Genomic DNA, 16,110 nt, shown 5'->3' on the forward strand with positions numbered 1-16,110 from the left:
TGCGGGAATGCCGGGTGTTTTCCGGTGCCTCGCTGTGAATACTCGTGTGCGTGATGGCCGTTTTCTGCACGCGAGGCTGCGGGTGCCACTGGGCATCCGGCATTCCCCACGCCCTCTGGGCGTAAGGTTCATGCAACGACTCGGGCGCAATCCGCGCCGCGAGGCAAAAACGCATGTTTGAAGGTTGCGAGGCGCGAATCGCCTTGGGCTGTTTGACAATTGAATCGGAAATTCACGCGGCGGGCCGAAGCCCGCCGCCGCGGCCTCGCGATTCATCACAAATTGCTCTGGAATACTGGATCCCCGCTTTCGCGGGGATGACGTGCGGAGTGACGCATCACTTCCCGGGCTCGCTCGCCCGGCCCACGCTTTCATAGACAAAGCCGAGCGCCTTCATTTCGTCGGGGCGGTAGATGTTGCGGAGATCGACGACCACCGGCTGCGCCAGCTCGCGCTTCAGGCGCTGCAGGTCGAGCGCGCGGTATTGCACCCATTCGGTCACGATCACCAGCGCGTCGGCGCCGCGCGCGCAGATGTAGGGATCATCGCAATAGTCGATGTCGGGCAGTTCGCGGCGCGCCTGATCCATGCCGACGGGATCGTGCGCGCGCACCTTGGCGCCCAAGTCCAGGAGCCCGGTCACCAGCGGGATCGACGGCGCCTCGCGCATGTCGTCGGTATCGGGCTTGAAGGTGAGGCCGAGCACGGCCACCGTCTTGCCGCGCAGGCCGCCCGCCGCGCTCGCGACCTTGCGCGCCATCGCGCGCTTGCGGTTGTCGTTGACCGCGAGCACCGCCTCGACGATGCGTAAGGGCACGTCATGATCGAGCGCGATCTTGACCAGCGCGCGGGTATCCTTCGGAAAGCATGAGCCGCCGAAGCCCGGCCCGGCATGCAGGAACTTCGAGCCGATGCGATTGTCGAGCCCAATGCCGCGCGCGACTTCCTGGACGTTGGCGCCGACCTTTTCGGCGAGATCGGCGATCTCGTTGATGAAGGTAATCTTGGTGGCGAGGAAGGCGTTGGCCGCGTATTTGATCAGCTCCGCGGTGCGCCGCTCGGTAAACATCAGCGGCGCCTGGTTGAGCGACAGCGGCCGGTAGATGTCGCCGAGCACCTTTCGCGCCCGTTCATCCGAGGTGCCGACCACGATGCGGTCGGGGAACTTGAAGTCGCGGATCGCGGCGCCCTCGCGCAAGAATTCCGGATTGGAGGCCACCGTCACATCGGCCGACGGATTGGCTTCGCGGATCAGGCGCTCGACCTCGTCGCCGGTGCCGACCGGCACGGTCGATTTTGTCACCACCACGGTGAATCCTGACAGGGCCACGGCGATCTCGCGCGCCGCGGCATGAACATAACTCAGATCGGCGTGGCCGTCGCCGCGACGCGACGGCGTGCCGACCGCGATGAATACAGCGTCTGCACTGGCGACCGGTGCGGCCAGATCGGTGGCAAAATCCAGCCGCCCGGCTTTTACGTTGGCAGCCACCAGCGCGTCGAGACCGGGCTCGAAAATCGGAATTTCGCCCCGGCGCAAGCCAGCGATCTTGTCGCCATCCTTGTCCACGCAGGTGACGAGGTGGCCGAAATCGGCAAAGCAGGCGCCGGACACCAGCCCCACATAGCCCGTGCCAATCATGGCAATCCGCATGAAACAATCCGCCTGGAATGGTTAATATGATTGGTCGGTTTTGGCGGGTCTTAGAGCATTCGCGGCCAAGGCGAAACCGGAAAGCGCGGGAAATCGGCAAGTTATCGGCATGTCATTTGTACGAATAAAGGAGAATGCAACCTTAAGCCCCGATGATGCGGCTGCGCCGCGCCAAAAAGGGGCACCGATGACTGAAAACGGCACATCCGCGGTAACGCGGGGATCCGCGCAACCTGCGCTGCCGCCGAACCCGGCGCCCGGACGGGTCGGCTGGGTCGACTACGCCAAGGGCATCTGCATCGTCATGGTGGTGATGATGCATTCGGTGCTCGGCGTCGAGCTGGCGGCGGGCCAGACTGGCTTCATGCATCTCTTGGTCGCGTTCGCAAAGCCGTTCCGGATGCCGGATTTCTTCCTGATCTCGGGGCTGTTTCTAGGCGTCGTGATCGACCGCGACTGGCGCCTTTATCTCGACCGCAAGGTCGTCCACTTCGCTTATTTCTACGGATTATGGGTGACGATCCAGTTCGCCTTCAAGGCGCCCTCCTTCGCCGCCGAATCGAGCTGGGCCGATGTCGGCTGCCTGTATCTTGAAGCCTTCATCGAACCGTTCGGCACGCTGTGGTTCATCTATCTGCTGCCGGTGTTCTTTGTGGTCATCAAGGCGACGCGCCATTTGCCGGCGCTTCCGATCTGGGTCGCCGCGGCGCTGTTGGAGACCGCGCATATCGTCACTGGCTGGACCGTGATCGACGAGTTCTGCGCCCGCTTCGTCTATATCTACTCAGGCAGTCTGTTCGCCGGTTACGTATTCGCCCTGTCCGACCGCGCGCGGGCCTATCCGGCATGGGCACTGGCCGGACTGGCGGTCTGGGCATTGCTCAACAGCAGCCTGGTTTATCTCGGCACGAGCGAGTGGCCGCTGATCTCGCTCTCGCTCGGGCTGTGCGGCGCCTGCGCCATCGTCATCACGGGAACGCTGCTGGCGCGGGCACACTGGTTGACTTTCCTGCGCTTTTGCGGCGAGCATTCCATCGTGATCTATCTCGCATTCTTCCTGCCGATGGCGGCGACACGGACGCTCCTATTGCACGCCGGGCCGATCCACGACATCGGCGCGATCTCGCTGATCGTCACGATCGCAGGCCTCGCGGGTGCCCTGGCGATCTGGTGGATCGCGCTCAAGGCCGGCGCGAACTTCCTGTTCGAGCGCCCGGCGATGTTCTCCATCGCGCCGAAACGGCCGGGCAGCGTGATGCAAGCGGCGGAGTAGAATTCGCTCGCGCCGAGCTCCCGCTGTCATCGCCCATCCACCGCTGTGATCGCCCACCCACCGCTGTCATCGCCCGACTTGATCGGGCGACCCGGTATTCCAGAGGCCAACGGGTCCCAACAACAGCGGCCGCGGCTTACCGGGTCGCGCGGTCAAGCCGGGCGATGACGACCTGTTATGGGGCTGTTATTGGGCCCCCTCGATCTTCACACCATCCTTCATCTCATTCAGCTTCGTTCGAAACCCCTCCGCGTCGCCGAAATCGGCAAAGCCCTGGTAGTAGGGGTGCGGACCGAGCACCCGGCGGGCGTGCTTGATCGGGCACCAATAGACCTCGGTGCGCGACGCCACCTCGCGCACAAAGGCAATGGCGCCGTTGGCGTAGGAGCAATAGGCGCAATTGATCTTTTCGATGATGTTGAGATAAGCGAGATGGTGGCGGTCGAAGATCAGGTAATCGCGCCGCCGCACCTTCGGGATCCGGTAGACCGGGAAACACACCGCCTGATACGCCATGACCCAGATATCGACCAGAACAATCGGAACGATCAGCGAATAGATCACCGGCGCGCTCAGGATCATCAACGGATTGGCGTCGATCAGATAGCGCGACGCCCGCGTCTTGATGGCGCGCTGCAGCCGCAAGACCTCTTCCTCGAATACAATGCGGCGATTGTCGAAGTGAAAGCGCAGTTCTTCCCGCCGCTTCGCCATTTCGGTCTCGATCTCGGCCTGGACCGATCGCAGCTTCGCCGTCAGCAGATCGAGTTGTGCGGTCATGGTCTTGTCCTTCCGGTCCGCCTGATGGTGCAGGGGGACATGGAAAGGCCGCCGATGCAACCTGTTCCGCAGGCGCCCCAAGGGCGGCAAAAATCACAGCCGATGCCGGGTTCGAGGCTGTCAATCGCGGCTCAAAATCCCTAAATTGCGGCCATGCCGAAATCCTCAGAAACAGCCGCCGCCAAAACCGTCGCCGTCAAAGCCGCCGCCAAAGGCGATCACGTCTTTCTGGTCGACGGTTCCTCCTATATTTTCCGCGCCTATCACGCGCTGCCGCCGCTCAACCGCAAGTCCGATGGCCTGCAGGTCAATGCCGTGCTCGGCTTCTGCAACATGCTGTGGAAGCTGTTGCGCGAGATGCCGCCGGACAACCGGCCGACCCATCTCGCCATCGTCTTCGACAAATCCGAAGTGACTTTCCGCAACAAGCTTTATCCCGATTACAAGGCGCACCGGCCGCCGGCGCCGGACGATCTGATCCCGCAATTTCCGCTGATCCGCGAGGCCGTCCGCGCGTTCGATCTGCCCTGCCTGGAGCAAGGCGGTTTCGAGGCCGACGATCTGATCGCCACCTACGCCCGCGAGGCCCGCGAGCGTGGCGCCACCACCACCATCGTCTCCTCGGACAAGGACCTGATGCAGCTCGTCACCGATCATGTGACGATGTACGACACCATGAAAGACCGCCGCATCGGCATTGCCGAAGTGATCGAGAAGTTCGGCGTGCCGCCGGAAAAGGTGGTCGAGGTGCAGGCCTTGGCAGGTGATTCGACCGACAACGTGCCGGGCGTGCCGGGCATCGGCGTCAAGACCGCCGCCCAACTGATCGCCGAATATGGCGATCTGGAAACGCTGCTGCAGCGCGCCTCGGAGATCAAGCAGCCGAAGCGGCGCGAGGCGCTGATCGAGAATGCCGAAAAGGCGCGGATTTCGCGGCAGCTGGTGCTGCTTGACGACAAGGTCAAGCTCGATGTGCCGCTCGACGAACTCGCGGTGCACGAGCCCGACGCGCGCAAGCTGATCGCGTTTTTGAAGGCGATGGAGTTTGCCACCCTGACCCGCCGCGTCGCCGAATATGCCCAGATTGATCCGGCAGGCGTGGAGGCGGACAACAAGAACAAGAGCGGTGGCGGACGCAGCGGCGCGGGCGCTTCAAAAGCGCCATCACGCGGCAGCGCGGACCTCTTTGCTCCCTCCCCCCTTTCCGGGGATAGCCTGCCCCCGAGTACGGCAAAAGGCCGAGCGCCAGCCAACGAAAAACCCCTCACCCCGAACCTGCTCGCCGTCGCGCGCGCCGAAGAGGCGCGCAAGATCCCGGTCGATCGCAGCAAGTATCAGACTGTGCGCAGCCTCCCGGAGCTGAATGCCTGGATCGCGCGCATCCACGATATCGGCCATTTTGCGATCGAGGCCAAGGCGAACTCGATCGACCCGATGCAGGCCGAAATCTCGGGCATTGCGCTGGCACTTTCACCCAACGACGCCTGCTATCTTCCGCTCGGCCACAAGCAATCCGGTGATGGCTCTGGCCTGTTCGCCGCCGGCCTCGCACCGGACCAGATCGAGGCGGCGGACGCGCTGGCCGCGCTGCGGCCGCTGCTGGAATCGGAAGGGCTGTTGAAGATCGGCTTCAATATCAAGTTCAACGCCGTGATGTTCGCCCAACATGGCATTGTCCTGCGCAATCACGACGATGCTCAGCTGATTTCCTATGTGCTCGACGCCGGGCGTAATGCTCATGGGCTCGATGCGCTGGCCGAGCGCTGGCTCGGCCATGCCACCATCACCCATGGCGAATTGACCGGCAGCGGCAAAGCCAGACTGGGCTTCGATCAGGTCGCGATCGACAGGGCAACCGCCTATTCGGCCGAAGATGCCGATGTGATCCTGCGGCTGTGGCGCGTGCTGAAGCCGCGCCTGGTCGCCGAGCACATGATGGCGGTCTATGAGACCTTGGAACGACCGCTGATCTCGGTGCTGGCGCGGATGGAACGGCGCGGCATCTCGATCAACCGCCAGGTGCTGGCGCGGCTGTCAGGCGAATTCGCCCAGACTGCCGCGCGGGTCGAAGCCGAGCTGCAGGAATTGGCCGGCGAGCCGATCAATGTCGGCAGCCCAAAACAGATCGGCGACATCCTGTTCGGCAAGATGGGATTACCGGGTGGCAGCAAGACCAAGACCGGGGCGTGGTCGACTTCGGCGCAGATCCTCGACGACCTTGCCGAACAAGGCTTTGAGTTTCCTCGAAAAATCCTGGAATGGCGGCAGGTTTCAAAGCTGAAATCGACCTATACCGACGCGCTGCCGACCTATGTGCATCCACAGACCCACCGCGTCCACACCACCTATGCGCTGGCCGCGACCACCACCGGGCGGCTGTCGTCGAACGAGCCGAATCTGCAGAATATTCCGGCGCGCACCGATGACGGCCGCAAGATCCGCCGCGCCTTTATCGCAACCCCGGGCCACAAACTGGTGTCGGCGGACTATTCCCAGATCGAGCTGCGGCTATTGGCGGAGATCGCCGACATTGCCGTGCTCAAGCAGGCTTTTCGTGACGGACTGGACATTCATGCCATGACCGCGTCGGAAATGTTCGGGGTTGCCGTCAAAGACATGCCGGTCGAGGTGCGCCGCCGGGCGAAAGCGATCAATTTCGGCATTATCTACGGCATCTCGGCGTTTGGCCTCGCCAACCAGCTCGGCATCGGCCGTGAGGAGGCCTCCGCCTATATCAAGAAATATTTCGAGCGCTTTCCGGGCATCCGCGCCTATATGGACGCGACGCGGGATTTCTGCCGCAGCCACGGCTATGTCGAAACCCTGTTCGGCCGCAAGTGTCATTACCCCGACATCAAGGCCTCCAATGCTTCGGTGCGCTCCTTCAACGAGCGCGCCGCGATCAATGCGCGATTGCAGGGCACCGCCGCCGACATCATCCGCCGCGCCATGGTGCGGATGGAAGACGCGCTGGCCGAGAACAGACTTTCCGCGCAGATGCTGCTGCAGGTGCACGACGAACTGATCTTCGAGGTACCGGACGACGAAGTGGCGGCAACGCTCCCGGTGGTTCGGCACGTCATGCAGGATGCGCCATTCCCGGCGGTGCTGCTGTCGGTGCCGCTACAGGTCGAAGCCAGCGCCGGGGATAGTTGGGAAGAGGCGCATTAGGAAATGCAGTCATCGCCGATGCGGGCGATGTTGCCGCGGACTACCGCCGTCATCGCCCAACTCGATCGGGCGACCCAGTATTCCAGAGCCGCCGCCACGATCCACAGGGCGTGATGAAAGCGTCCCGTGCGGCCATGTTACTCCATCATTGACGTCAGCGTTTACTGGGTCGCCCGATCAAGTCGGGCGATGACAGGTGTGTGTAGGGCCCGCGAAGCGGTTCCAATGAGTCTCAATCCAGCTTTGCTTCCATGCCGCGCTTCACCGCCGGCCGCGCCATCAGCGCGTCGTACCAGCGGCCGACATGGGGGAAGTCCGAGAAGGAAACCTTGTGGCGCTGGTGCCGCCAGGCCCAGCCGAGAATGGCAAAGTCGGCGACCGACAGGCTGCCGGCGACGAATTCGCATGTCGCGAGGCGGCGATCCAGCACGCCATAGAGCCGCCGCGTTTCCGCCATGTAGCGCTTCAGACCATAGGCGCGGTCGGCCTCGTTTTCCAGCGCAATGAAGTGATGGACCTGCCCCGGCATCGGCCCAAAGCCGCCCATCTGCCACATCAGCCATTCATAGACCGGGATGCGCTCGATCAGGGGAACGGGGAGGAACTTGCCGGTCTTCTCGCCGAGATAGAGCAGGATCGCGCCGGATTCGAAAATGCTGACGCGTCGGCCGCCCGGACCGTCGGGATCAACGATCGCGGGAATCTTGTTGTTCGGACTGAGCTCAAGGAAAGCAGGCGCCATCTGCTCGCCCTTGGTGATATTAACCCGGAAAACCTGGTACGGAAGCCCCATTTCCTCCAGCGCGACTGAGATCTTGCGGCCGTTCGGCGTGTTCCAGGTGTGGAGTTCGATGGTCATTCAGGCCTCTTGCGCGTTGGCGGTGGGGGCGTCTTTAGCATCGTCGTCGATCGTCGCAAATGGCGCCAATACACCTCTCCGAGCAAGTGCTGGGCGAGGCAGCCGACCGCACGCTTGGCGGATGCTGTTGACGGCGCGCCTTCGGCGCTGGAATGTGCGCGCGTTGGTCGATAGACTGCGCCGGCCAGATAACGAGCCAGACAACTTGTCCAAATCAGCCTCCCGCGCCCGCCTCGCCGAGATCATCCGCAAGCGCTCGTTCGGCCGTGGCGAGATCACGCTGGCATCGGGCCGCAGAAGCGATTTCTACTTCAACCTCAAGCCGACCATGCTCGATCCCGAAGGCGCCACTCTGCTGGCGGAACTGACTTATGAAGCACTGAAGGACGATGGCCTCGATTATGTCGGCGGTCTGGAAATGGGTGCGGTGCCGCTGGCCGGCGCGATCGCGCAGCTGTCCTGGATCAAGGGTCACCCGATCGCGGCGTTCTTCGTGCGCAAGAAGCCGAAGGAGCACGGCGCAAGGCTCGCGGTCGAGGGTCTGGCCACCGGCGAGAGCCTGCACGGCAAGCGCGTGGTGATCGTCGAGGACGTCACCACCACCGGTGGCTCGGCGCTGAAGGCGGTCGAGGCGGTACGCGATGCCGGCGGCGAGATCGCGCTGGTGTTCACCATGGTGGACCGCGAAGAAGGCGCCAGCGAAACCTTCGCGGTAGCCGGCATTCCCTTTCGCTCGCTCTACAAGGCCGGTGAATTCCTGAAGCGGTAAGCGCGTTGTTCTCACACTTCACTGGGCGGGAGCCTGCCCCGGGCTTGACCCGGGCGAAGCACTACGCTGCCTCCGCCACCACCATGTAGTTGACGTCCATATCCGAGGAGAGGCTCCAGCGGTCGGCGAATGGGCTGTAGACCACGCCGGCCTGCTCGGTGATGACAAGCTTGTTGGCCGTGAGGTAATGCGTGAGTTCGTCGGGGGTGACGAACTTGTCCCATTGATGGGTGCCGCGTGGCAGCCAGCGCAGAATATATTCCGCGCCGACGATGGCGAGTGCAAAACTCTTCCAGTTGCGGTTCAAGGTCGAAATCACCATCATCCCACCGGGTTTCAGCATCGCCGCGCACCGATTGAGGAACAGGCCGACATCGGCGACATGCTCCACCACTTCCATCGCCAGCACAATGTCGAAGCGCTCACGCACATCCATCTCTTCGACCGAGGTGCAGCGATAGTCGATCGATAGGTGCCCCTTGTCGGCATGCAATCGGGCGGCTGCGATGTTCTTGGCGGCTGGATCGACCCCGATCACCTGGGCGCCGAGACGGGTGAACGGCTCGCACAACAGGCCGGCGCCGCAGCCGATATCAAGTAGCCGCAGGCCGGAAAGGCAATTCAGGCTTTTGACGTTGCGCTCGAACTTGCGGCAGGCGGCGTCGCGAATATAGGTCAGCCGAAGCGGATTGATCTTGTGCAGCGGCGCCATCTTGCCGTTGGGGTCCCACCATTGCTCCGACAGTTTGGAGAATTTCGCGATTTCGGCCGGGTCGACCGTGGATGCCGGGGAACCGGGACTGCTTGCGGGAGAATCTTGATACATGGCCATGGATGAGGCGCCGCTCCTATCGCGCGGTGATGTGACTGCGAAACTTAAGCGGCGAGGCGATGGTCCGGATGGGTTCTACGCCCTCGCCGACGCCGTGGATGATCACGTCGCCGTAGTCGACAAGACGGCCGAGAATGCTCTGGTCGACGTCGACGCTCTCGATCTTGTCGAGCGATATCTCGAATGTCCGCCGTTTGATGAAGCCGGTCTTGTGAACGACGCGCAAATTGGTGACGTCGGTTTCGGTGGTCCAGCGATGGAACCATGCCTTGATGGTCCAGTAAAGCGCCGCGATCGCCACCACCGCCGAGGCCGACAGGCACAACAGCACGATGCCTTCGGTGGTGGTCGCGCGCGACAGCAACAACAGCACGATGGCCACGATCCAGGCCAGGATCGCCGGACCATAGAAGATCCAGTGCGCATTGGTCGAATAGAGGACCTTCTCGCCGGGCTGCAGGATATCGTCGATATAACGCCCCATACTTCAGCCTCAATTACCCTACGCTACGATATGCCCCGCGGTTCCCGGCGACGGCCGGAACCCGGTTGCTTGCGAAAAACAGCGCCGCTATGTATACGCGCATTTTGGCCCGCGCGCCCCTGTTTCCGTGTCGGTCACATACCTTAACCGCTGAGGGAATGCACCAGCCATCATGGGCCGCCTCGTGATGAAATTCGGCGGCACATCCGTCGCCAATATCGACCGCATCCGCAACGTCGCGCGGCACGTCAAGCGCGAGGTCGATGCCGGTCACGATGTCGCCGTTGTGGTTTCGGCGATGGCCGGCAAGACCAATGAACTGGTGGAATGGTGCCGAGAAGCCTCCCCGGTGCATGATGCACGCGAATACGACGCGGTCGTGGCTTCCGGCGAGCAGGTCACGGCCGGGTTGCTGGCGATTGCGCTGCAGGCGATCGGCATTCAGGCGCGCTCCTGGCAGGGCTGGCAGGTGCCGATCAGGACCAGCGACGCCCATGCCTCGGCGCGGATACTCGAGATCGACGGCACCGAGCTGATCAACCGGTTCAAGGACCGCGGCGAAGTCGCCGTGGTCGCCGGCTTCCAGGGCATCAATCCGCAGACCGGCCGCATCACCACGCTCGGGCGCGGCGGCTCCGATACCTCAGCGGTGGCGCTGGCCGCGGCCATTGCGGCCGACCGCTGCGACATCTACACCGACGTCGATGGCGTCTACACCACCGACCCGCGTGTGGTTCCGAAGGCACGGCGGCTTGACCGAATCGCGTTCGAAGAAATGCTGGAACTGGCGTCGCAGGGCGCCAAGGTGCTGCAGGTCCGCTCGGTCGAACTCGGTATGGTGCACAACATTCCGGTGTTCGTCCGTTCCAGTTTCGACAAGCCCGAGGACATCGACCCGCACGCCAATCAGCCGCCGGGAACGCTGATATGCAGCGAGGAGGAAATCATGGAAAGCCACGTCGTCACCGGCATCGCCTTTTCCAAGGACGAAGCCCAGATTTCCGTCCGCCAGATCCAGGACAAGCCGGGCGTCGCCGCCTCGATCTTCGGCCCACTGGCGGAAGCCAATATCAACGTCGACATGATCGTGCAGAACGTCTCGGAGGACGGCGCCACCACCGACCTGACCTTCACCGTTCCAGCCTCGGATCACGTGCGCGCTCGCGATACCATCACGGCGGCCAAGCACAATATCGGCTATATCAGGCTCGATACTGCCACCGACGTTGCCAAAGTCTCGGTGATCGGCAGCGGCATGCGCAGCCACGCCGGGGTGGCGGCCCAGGCGTTCGCGGCCCTTGCGGCGCGCAACATCAACATTCGCGCCATCACCACCTCGGAGATCAAGTTCTCGGTGCTGATCGACGCCGCCTATACCGAACTGGCGGTACGCACGCTGCACACGCTCTATGGGCTCGACCAGGCCTAGAGCGTGGTCGAGCGAAGTGGGGAGCGGTTCGCGTGAAGAAAACGCGTCAAAACAAAAAGCTAGAGCCCGGTTCTGATTCACTCAGAACCAGGGTTTAGAAGATTTTTCCCCAGCTGCCGGCCTTCCCGGCATAACCGGAGCGTACCTTTATCGGCGGCGCCTTAAGTCTCTGGCAGGTGTTTTGCTTGGCAAAACAAGCCTCAATTCGCTATACGGCGTGATGGGTGGGCTGCCGCAAACTGCGCCACTGGTTGGCTTTGCCGATTCGGCTCCCTTTTCGGCGTTTTCGGCGGCGCTGAATGAATGAATGAAATTGATGCTTTTCTAGAGCTTAGCGCCAGCTGCCGGCCACCCGGCGTGCTGGCTATGCGGGAGAGGATTTTAGCACATGCGGAGCGCGTCGGGAGGTCCCCGCGTCTTGCTGAGACGGCTCCGCGAAACCATGGCGGAGCAGGTCTCGGCCCAGGAGCGATTGGACAAGATCGTGGTGCTGATCGCTGCCAATATGGTGGCCGAGGTTTGCTCGACCTATGTGCTGCGCGTCGATAACACGCTGGAGCTTTACGCTACCGAAGGTCTCAACCGCGACGCCGTCCACCGGACCGTCCTGAACGCGCATGAGGGCCTGGTCGGCCTGGTGGCAAGCGAGGCAACCCCGCTCAATCTGAGCGACGCGCAAAGCCATCCGGCGTTCTCGTTCCGCCCCGAAACCGGCGAGGAAATCTACCACTCGTTCCTCGGCGTTCCGATCCTGCGCGCCGGCAATACGCTCGGCGTGCTGGTGGTGCAGAACCGCGCCAAGCGCACCTATGTCGAGGAAGAGGTCGAGGCGCTGCAGACCACGGCCATGGTGCTGGCGGAGATGATCGCCTCGGGCGAATTGTCCGCGCTGGCGCAGCCCGGCGCCGAGCCGGCGGCGCGGCATTCGGTACACAAGACCGGCGCGATCCTGTCCGACGGCATCGCGCTCGGCCACGTCGTGCTGCACGAGCCGCGCGTCGTCATCACCAATTATATCGCCGAGGATCTGCCAAAGGAGCTGAAGCGGCTCGATGCCGCTTTGACAAAACTGCGCGCCGATCTCGACCGCATGCTGGAGCGCGGCGACGTCGCCGAAGGCGGCGAGCACCGCGACGTGCTGGAAGCCTACCGCATGTTCGCCAACGATCACGGCTGGTCGCACAAGCTGCATGAGGCGGTCGCCACCGGCCTTACCGCGGAGGCCGCCGTCGAGCGCGTGCAGTCCGACACCCGCGCGCGCATGCTGCGTTCCACCGATCCTTATCTGCGCGACCGCCTGCACGACCTCGAGGATTTGGGCCATCGGCTGATGCGGCAACTGGCGGGGCAGGACCACGCGCCCTCGCGCGAGCAGCTCCCCGACAACGCCATCCTGATCGCGCGGGCAATGGGACCTGCGGCGCTGCTCGACTACGACCGCAAAAGGCTGCGCGGGCTGGTGCTGGAGGAAGGCACCGCCAATTCGCACGTCTCGATCGTGGCGCGTGCGCTCGGCATCCCTGCGGTCGGCGAAGTGCCGAACGCCCCTGGTATCGCCGATCCCGGCGACGCCATCATCGTCGACGGCACCTCGGGCTCGATCTACGTCCGCCCCTCGGCGGAAATCGAGCAGGCCTACGCCGAGCGGGTACGGTTTCGCGCCCGCCGGCAGGCGCAATATTCGGCACTGCGCGACAAGCCCTGCGTAACCAAGGATGGCCAGCCGATCGAATTGATGATTAACGCCGGCCTGACCATCGACCTGCCGCACATCGACGACACCGGCAGTGCCGGCATCGGCCTGTTCCGCACCGAGCTGCAATTCATGGTCGGCCAGAGCCTGCCGCGCTCCAGCGACCAGCTGGCGCTGTACCGTGCGGTGCTGGATGCCGCGGGCCCGAAACCCGTGACCTTCCGGACGCTCGACATCGGCGGCGACAAGGCGCTGCCCTATATGGAGACCGTGATCGAGGAAAACCCCGCGCTCGGCTGGCGCGCGATCCGGCTCGGGCTCGACCGGCCGGGTCTGCTGCGCGGCCAGATCCGCGCACTTTTGCGCGCCGGCGGCGGCCGCGCCTTGCGCATCATGTTCCCGATGATCACCGAAGTGGCCGAATTCGATGCCGCTAAGGCGATCGTCGAGCGCGAACTGACCTATCTGCGTCAGCACGGCCACGCATTGCCGGAACGCATCGACGTCGGCACCATGGTGGAAGTGCCGGCTTTGCTCTATCAGCTCGACGAACTCCTGAAGAAAGTCGATTTCCTCTCGGTCGGATCCAACGATCTGTTTCAGTTCCTGTTCGCGGTCGATCGCGGCAATGCCAAGGTCTCCGAACGATTCGACACCATGTCTGCCCCGATCCTGCGGGCGCTGCGGGATATCGTGGTAAAGGCTAATGCCGCGAAGAAATCCGCCTCGCTGTGCGGCGAGATGGCGTCGAAGCCGATCGGTGCGCTGGCGCTGATTGCGCTGGGCTACCGCTCGCTGTCGCTGTCGGCAACCGGCCATGGGCCGGTCAAGGCGATGATCCTCGATCTCGACGCCCAAAAAGCCGCGGCCTTGATGCTGCCGCTGCTCGAGGCGCCATCCGGCAGCGTTTCGATCCGCGAGAAGCTTTCAGCATTCGCCGAAGCCGAGGGGTTGTCGTTGTAGCGGATCTCGGTCCGCACAACCCCACTTCGCAATCCGAGATCCTTAGTTCATGTCGATGCTACCCGAGGCCAAACTTGATATTCTGCTGGCGCATCACGCTTCCCTGGAGGCGCAGGTGCTGGGCCCGGTCAACTCCGAGAACTATGTCCGGATCACGCGTGAATTGGCCGAGCTCAATCCGCTGATCGATGCCGTGAAAGCCTACCGGGCCGTCAGCGCCGAAATTGCCGATATCGAGGCGCTGATCGAAGATTCCTTAACCGAGCCCGAGATGCGCGGCATGGCGGAAGCCGAGCGCGAAAAGCTCAAGGCGCGCGAGCTCGAGCTGGCACAAGAGATCCGCGTGGCGCTGTTGCCCAAGGACGCCATGGACCAACGCAACGTCGTGCTGGAAATCCGCGCCGGCACCGGCGGCGACGAGGCGGCGCTGTTTGCCGGCGACCTGTTCCGGATGTATGAGCGCTTCGCCGCCCTGCAGGGCTGGAAAGTCGAGGTGATTTCCTTAAGCGAAGGCACCATGGGCGGCTTCAAGGAAATCATCGCCGAGGTCAGGGGGCGCGGAGCGTTCGCGAAACTGAAATTCGAGTCCGGCGCGCACCGGGTGCAGCGCGTGCCCGATACCGAGACGCAGGGCCGAATTCATACCTCGGCGGCGACGGTTGCAGTGCTGCCGGAGGTCGAGGAGGTCGATGTCGAGATCAAGAGCGACGACTTGCGGATCGAAACCATGCGCTCGCAGGGCGCCGGCGGCCAGCACGTCAACAAGACCGAATCGGCGATCCGCATTACCCACATTCCAACCGGCATCGTGGTCAACATGCAGGACAGCCGCTCCCAGCACAAGAACCGGGCGTCGGCGATGAACATCCTGCGCTCGCGCATCTACGATGCCGAACGTCAGCGCATCGACGCGGTGCGTTCGGCGGACCGCCGCGAGAAGGTCGGTTCCGGCGATCGCTCCGAGCGCATCCGCACCTATAATTTCCCGCAAGGTCGCGTCACCGATCACCGCATCAATCTCACGCTCTACAAGCTTCCCCAGGTGATGGCGGGTGAAGGCTTGAGCGAACTGATCGATGCGCTGACCACCGAGTATCAGGCGGCGCAGCTCGCCGCGCAGGGCACCGGGGCATGAATAGCAATAACTCGCCACCCGGGTTGTTGTGGTGTCCCGCCAGCGATGAGGAAACGGCGTGACTGATTCTTTCGCCGGACAAACCGTCGAAAGCGTGCGGCGCTCGCTCACGGCGCGCTTCAAGGCCGGCCAAATCGATGCTGCCGGACTCGATGCGCGGACGCTGGTCGGCGCCGTGCTCAATCTTGACCTCAGCGGGATTATCATGGCGGCGCGGCGGCCTCTCGCACCGGATGAGCAGGCGCGTCTTGAGGATTTTGCACGCCGCCGCCTCGCCGGCGAGCCGGTGGCGCGCATCCTTGGAGCCAAGGAATTCTGGGGACTTCCGTTGCAGCTCTGCCCCGCGACGCTAGTGCCGCGGCCCGACACCGAAACGGTGGTCGAACTGGCGCTGGACATGTGGCGCGCCGCACCCGATCCGGATCGCCGGCTTCGCATCGCCGATATAGGCACCGGCTCGGGTGCGATTTTACTGGCGCTATTGTCCGAATTACCGCTCGCCTCCGGCATTGGCACCGATCTCAACGTGGCGGCGTTGCGAACCGCTCGTCGCAATGCCGTCCGTCTCAGGCTTTCGGAACGAGCCCATTTCGTGGCCTGCGACTACGCCGCAGCGCTGTCGGGGCCGTTCGATCTGATCGTGTCGAACCCGCCCTATATCCGCTCGGCCGACATCGCGGATCTGGCGCGAGAGGTCCGCGATCACGATCCGCTTGCCGCGCTCGACGGCGGCACGGACGGACTGTGCGCCTATCGCGAACTCATTCCGCAGGCTGCGCGACTGCTGGCGCCGCAAGGCGGCCTCGTTGTGGAAGTGGGGCACGGCCAAAGCGGCAATATTGAAGGATTGATGAAAGCGACGGGTTTAATACGGGGGGGCTCTGCAAAAGTCGATCTGTCCGGGATTCGGCGGGCCGTCGGCGGCCGGAAATTGCCGCCGTAAAGCCCCATTGGGATTAAAAAAACCACTTGGAATATTCCCCGGGAGCGACTACGTTCCGGTCACGACATCGGTCCAGGGTTTACTGGCCCCGTAGATACTCCGTAGGGATATTTCGGGTGGGGGCC

12 protein-coding genes are annotated in these 16,110 nt (G+C 63.3%); 7 read left to right on the forward strand and 5 right to left on the reverse strand.

Annotation, left to right across the window (positions count from 1 at the left end; genetic code table 11):
- Window positions 1-337: 337 nt before the first annotated feature.
- Window positions 338-1,654 carry a UDP-glucose dehydrogenase family protein gene (locus tag ABSG20_RS03550; protein WP_423863102.1) on the reverse strand — a complete coding sequence of 439 codons (1,317 nt, stop codon included), beginning with the start codon at window positions 1,652-1,654 and terminating at the stop codon, window positions 338-340.
- A gap of 187 nt (window positions 1,655-1,841) precedes the next feature.
- Here ABSG20_RS03550 and ABSG20_RS03555 point away from each other — a divergent pair, with 187 nt between their 5' ends.
- Window positions 1,842-2,927, forward strand: coding sequence for an acyltransferase family protein (locus tag ABSG20_RS03555; RefSeq protein WP_423863103.1), 1,086 nt, complete (start codon window positions 1,842-1,844; stop codon window positions 2,925-2,927).
- A gap of 186 nt (window positions 2,928-3,113) precedes the next feature.
- Here the strand turns inward: ABSG20_RS03555 and ABSG20_RS03560 are convergent, their stop codons facing one another.
- Complete coding sequence (locus tag ABSG20_RS03560; RefSeq protein WP_423863104.1) at window positions 3,114-3,707, reverse strand: hypothetical protein; 594 nt, start codon at window positions 3,705-3,707, stop codon at window positions 3,114-3,116.
- Window positions 3,708-3,860: 153 nt separating this feature from the next.
- Here ABSG20_RS03560 and polA point away from each other — a divergent pair, with 153 nt between their 5' ends.
- Entirely contained in the window at window positions 3,861-6,878 is a 3,018-nt protein-coding gene (gene polA / locus ABSG20_RS03565; protein WP_423863105.1) for a DNA polymerase I, read from the forward strand.
- 232 nt (window positions 6,879-7,110) lie between these two features.
- Here the strand turns inward: polA and ABSG20_RS03570 are convergent, their stop codons facing one another.
- Window positions 7,111-7,737 (reverse strand): glutathione S-transferase family protein, encoded by a 627-nt coding sequence (locus ABSG20_RS03570; RefSeq protein WP_423863106.1) that lies wholly within the window; start codon window positions 7,735-7,737, stop codon window positions 7,111-7,113.
- A 205-nt stretch (window positions 7,738-7,942) separates the two neighbouring features.
- Here ABSG20_RS03570 and pyrE point away from each other — a divergent pair, with 205 nt between their 5' ends.
- The gene (pyrE, locus tag ABSG20_RS03575) at window positions 7,943-8,506 is read left to right on the forward strand and encodes an orotate phosphoribosyltransferase (RefSeq protein WP_423863107.1); all 564 of its coding nucleotides are present in this window, start codon (window positions 7,943-7,945) and stop codon (window positions 8,504-8,506) included.
- A gap of 61 nt (window positions 8,507-8,567) precedes the next feature.
- On the opposite strand, the gene ubiG is transcribed toward pyrE, so the two are convergent.
- Window positions 8,568-9,332: a bifunctional 2-polyprenyl-6-hydroxyphenol methylase/3-demethylubiquinol 3-O-methyltransferase UbiG gene (gene ubiG, locus ABSG20_RS03580; protein ID WP_423863127.1), complete on the reverse strand. Its 765-nt coding sequence runs from the start codon at window positions 9,330-9,332 to the stop codon at window positions 8,568-8,570.
- A gap of 22 nt (window positions 9,333-9,354) precedes the next feature.
- Window positions 9,355-9,822 carry a PH domain-containing protein gene (locus ABSG20_RS03585; protein ID WP_423863108.1) on the reverse strand — a complete coding sequence of 156 codons (468 nt, stop codon included), beginning with the start codon at window positions 9,820-9,822 and terminating at the stop codon, window positions 9,355-9,357.
- A gap of 172 nt (window positions 9,823-9,994) precedes the next feature.
- Between ABSG20_RS03585 and ABSG20_RS03590 the strand changes: the two genes are divergently transcribed.
- From ABSG20_RS03590 to prmC, 4 genes are all read left to right on the forward strand, one after another.
- A complete protein-coding gene (locus ABSG20_RS03590; RefSeq protein WP_423863109.1) occupies window positions 9,995-11,251 on the forward strand; it encodes an aspartate kinase in 1,257 nt (418 codons plus the stop codon).
- A gap of 388 nt (window positions 11,252-11,639) precedes the next feature.
- Window positions 11,640-13,907: a phosphoenolpyruvate--protein phosphotransferase gene (gene ptsP, locus ABSG20_RS03595; RefSeq protein ID WP_423863110.1), complete on the forward strand. Its 2,268-nt coding sequence runs from the start codon at window positions 11,640-11,642 to the stop codon at window positions 13,905-13,907.
- A 49-nt stretch (window positions 13,908-13,956) separates the two neighbouring features.
- The gene (gene prfA, locus ABSG20_RS03600; protein WP_423863111.1) at window positions 13,957-15,042 is read left to right on the forward strand and encodes a peptide chain release factor 1; all 1,086 of its coding nucleotides are present in this window, start codon (window positions 13,957-13,959) and stop codon (window positions 15,040-15,042) included.
- A gap of 58 nt (window positions 15,043-15,100) precedes the next feature.
- Window positions 15,101-15,985, forward strand: a complete 885-nt coding sequence (gene prmC, locus ABSG20_RS03605) for a peptide chain release factor N(5)-glutamine methyltransferase (protein WP_423863112.1) — start codon at window positions 15,101-15,103, stop codon at window positions 15,983-15,985.
- Window positions 15,986-16,110 lie beyond the last annotated feature (125 nt).

This window comes from Bradyrhizobium sp. (genome assembly GCF_049512235.1).
Lineage (GTDB): Bacteria > Pseudomonadota > Alphaproteobacteria > Rhizobiales > Xanthobacteraceae > Bradyrhizobium.

Excerpts from the sequence above, each read along its gene's own strand:
- ABSG20_RS03570 (WP_423863106.1), bottom strand. The coding sequence starts at position 7,737 with ATGACCATCGAACTCCACACCTGGAACACGCCGAACGGCCGCAAGATC.
- ABSG20_RS03550 (WP_423863102.1), bottom strand. The coding sequence starts at position 1,654 with ATGCGGATTGCCATGATTGGCACGGGCTATGTGGGGCTGGTGTCCGGC.
- ubiG (WP_423863127.1), bottom strand. The coding sequence starts at position 9,332 with ATGTATCAAGATTCTCCCGCAAGCAGTCCCGGTTCCCCGGCATCCACG.
- prfA (WP_423863111.1), top strand. The coding sequence starts at position 13,957 with ATGTCGATGCTACCCGAGGCCAAACTTGATATTCTGCTGGCGCATCAC.
- polA (WP_423863105.1), top strand. The coding sequence starts at position 3,861 with ATGCCGAAATCCTCAGAAACAGCCGCCGCCAAAACCGTCGCCGTCAAA.
- ptsP (WP_423863110.1), top strand. The coding sequence starts at position 11,640 with ATGCGGAGCGCGTCGGGAGGTCCCCGCGTCTTGCTGAGACGGCTCCGC.
- ABSG20_RS03590 (WP_423863109.1), top strand. The coding sequence starts at position 9,995 with ATGGGCCGCCTCGTGATGAAATTCGGCGGCACATCCGTCGCCAATATC.
- ABSG20_RS03555 (WP_423863103.1), top strand. The coding sequence starts at position 1,842 with ATGACTGAAAACGGCACATCCGCGGTAACGCGGGGATCCGCGCAACCT.
- ABSG20_RS03585 (WP_423863108.1), bottom strand. The coding sequence starts at position 9,822 with ATGGGGCGTTATATCGACGATATCCTGCAGCCCGGCGAGAAGGTCCTC.
- ABSG20_RS03560 (WP_423863104.1), bottom strand. The coding sequence starts at position 3,707 with ATGACCGCACAACTCGATCTGCTGACGGCGAAGCTGCGATCGGTCCAG.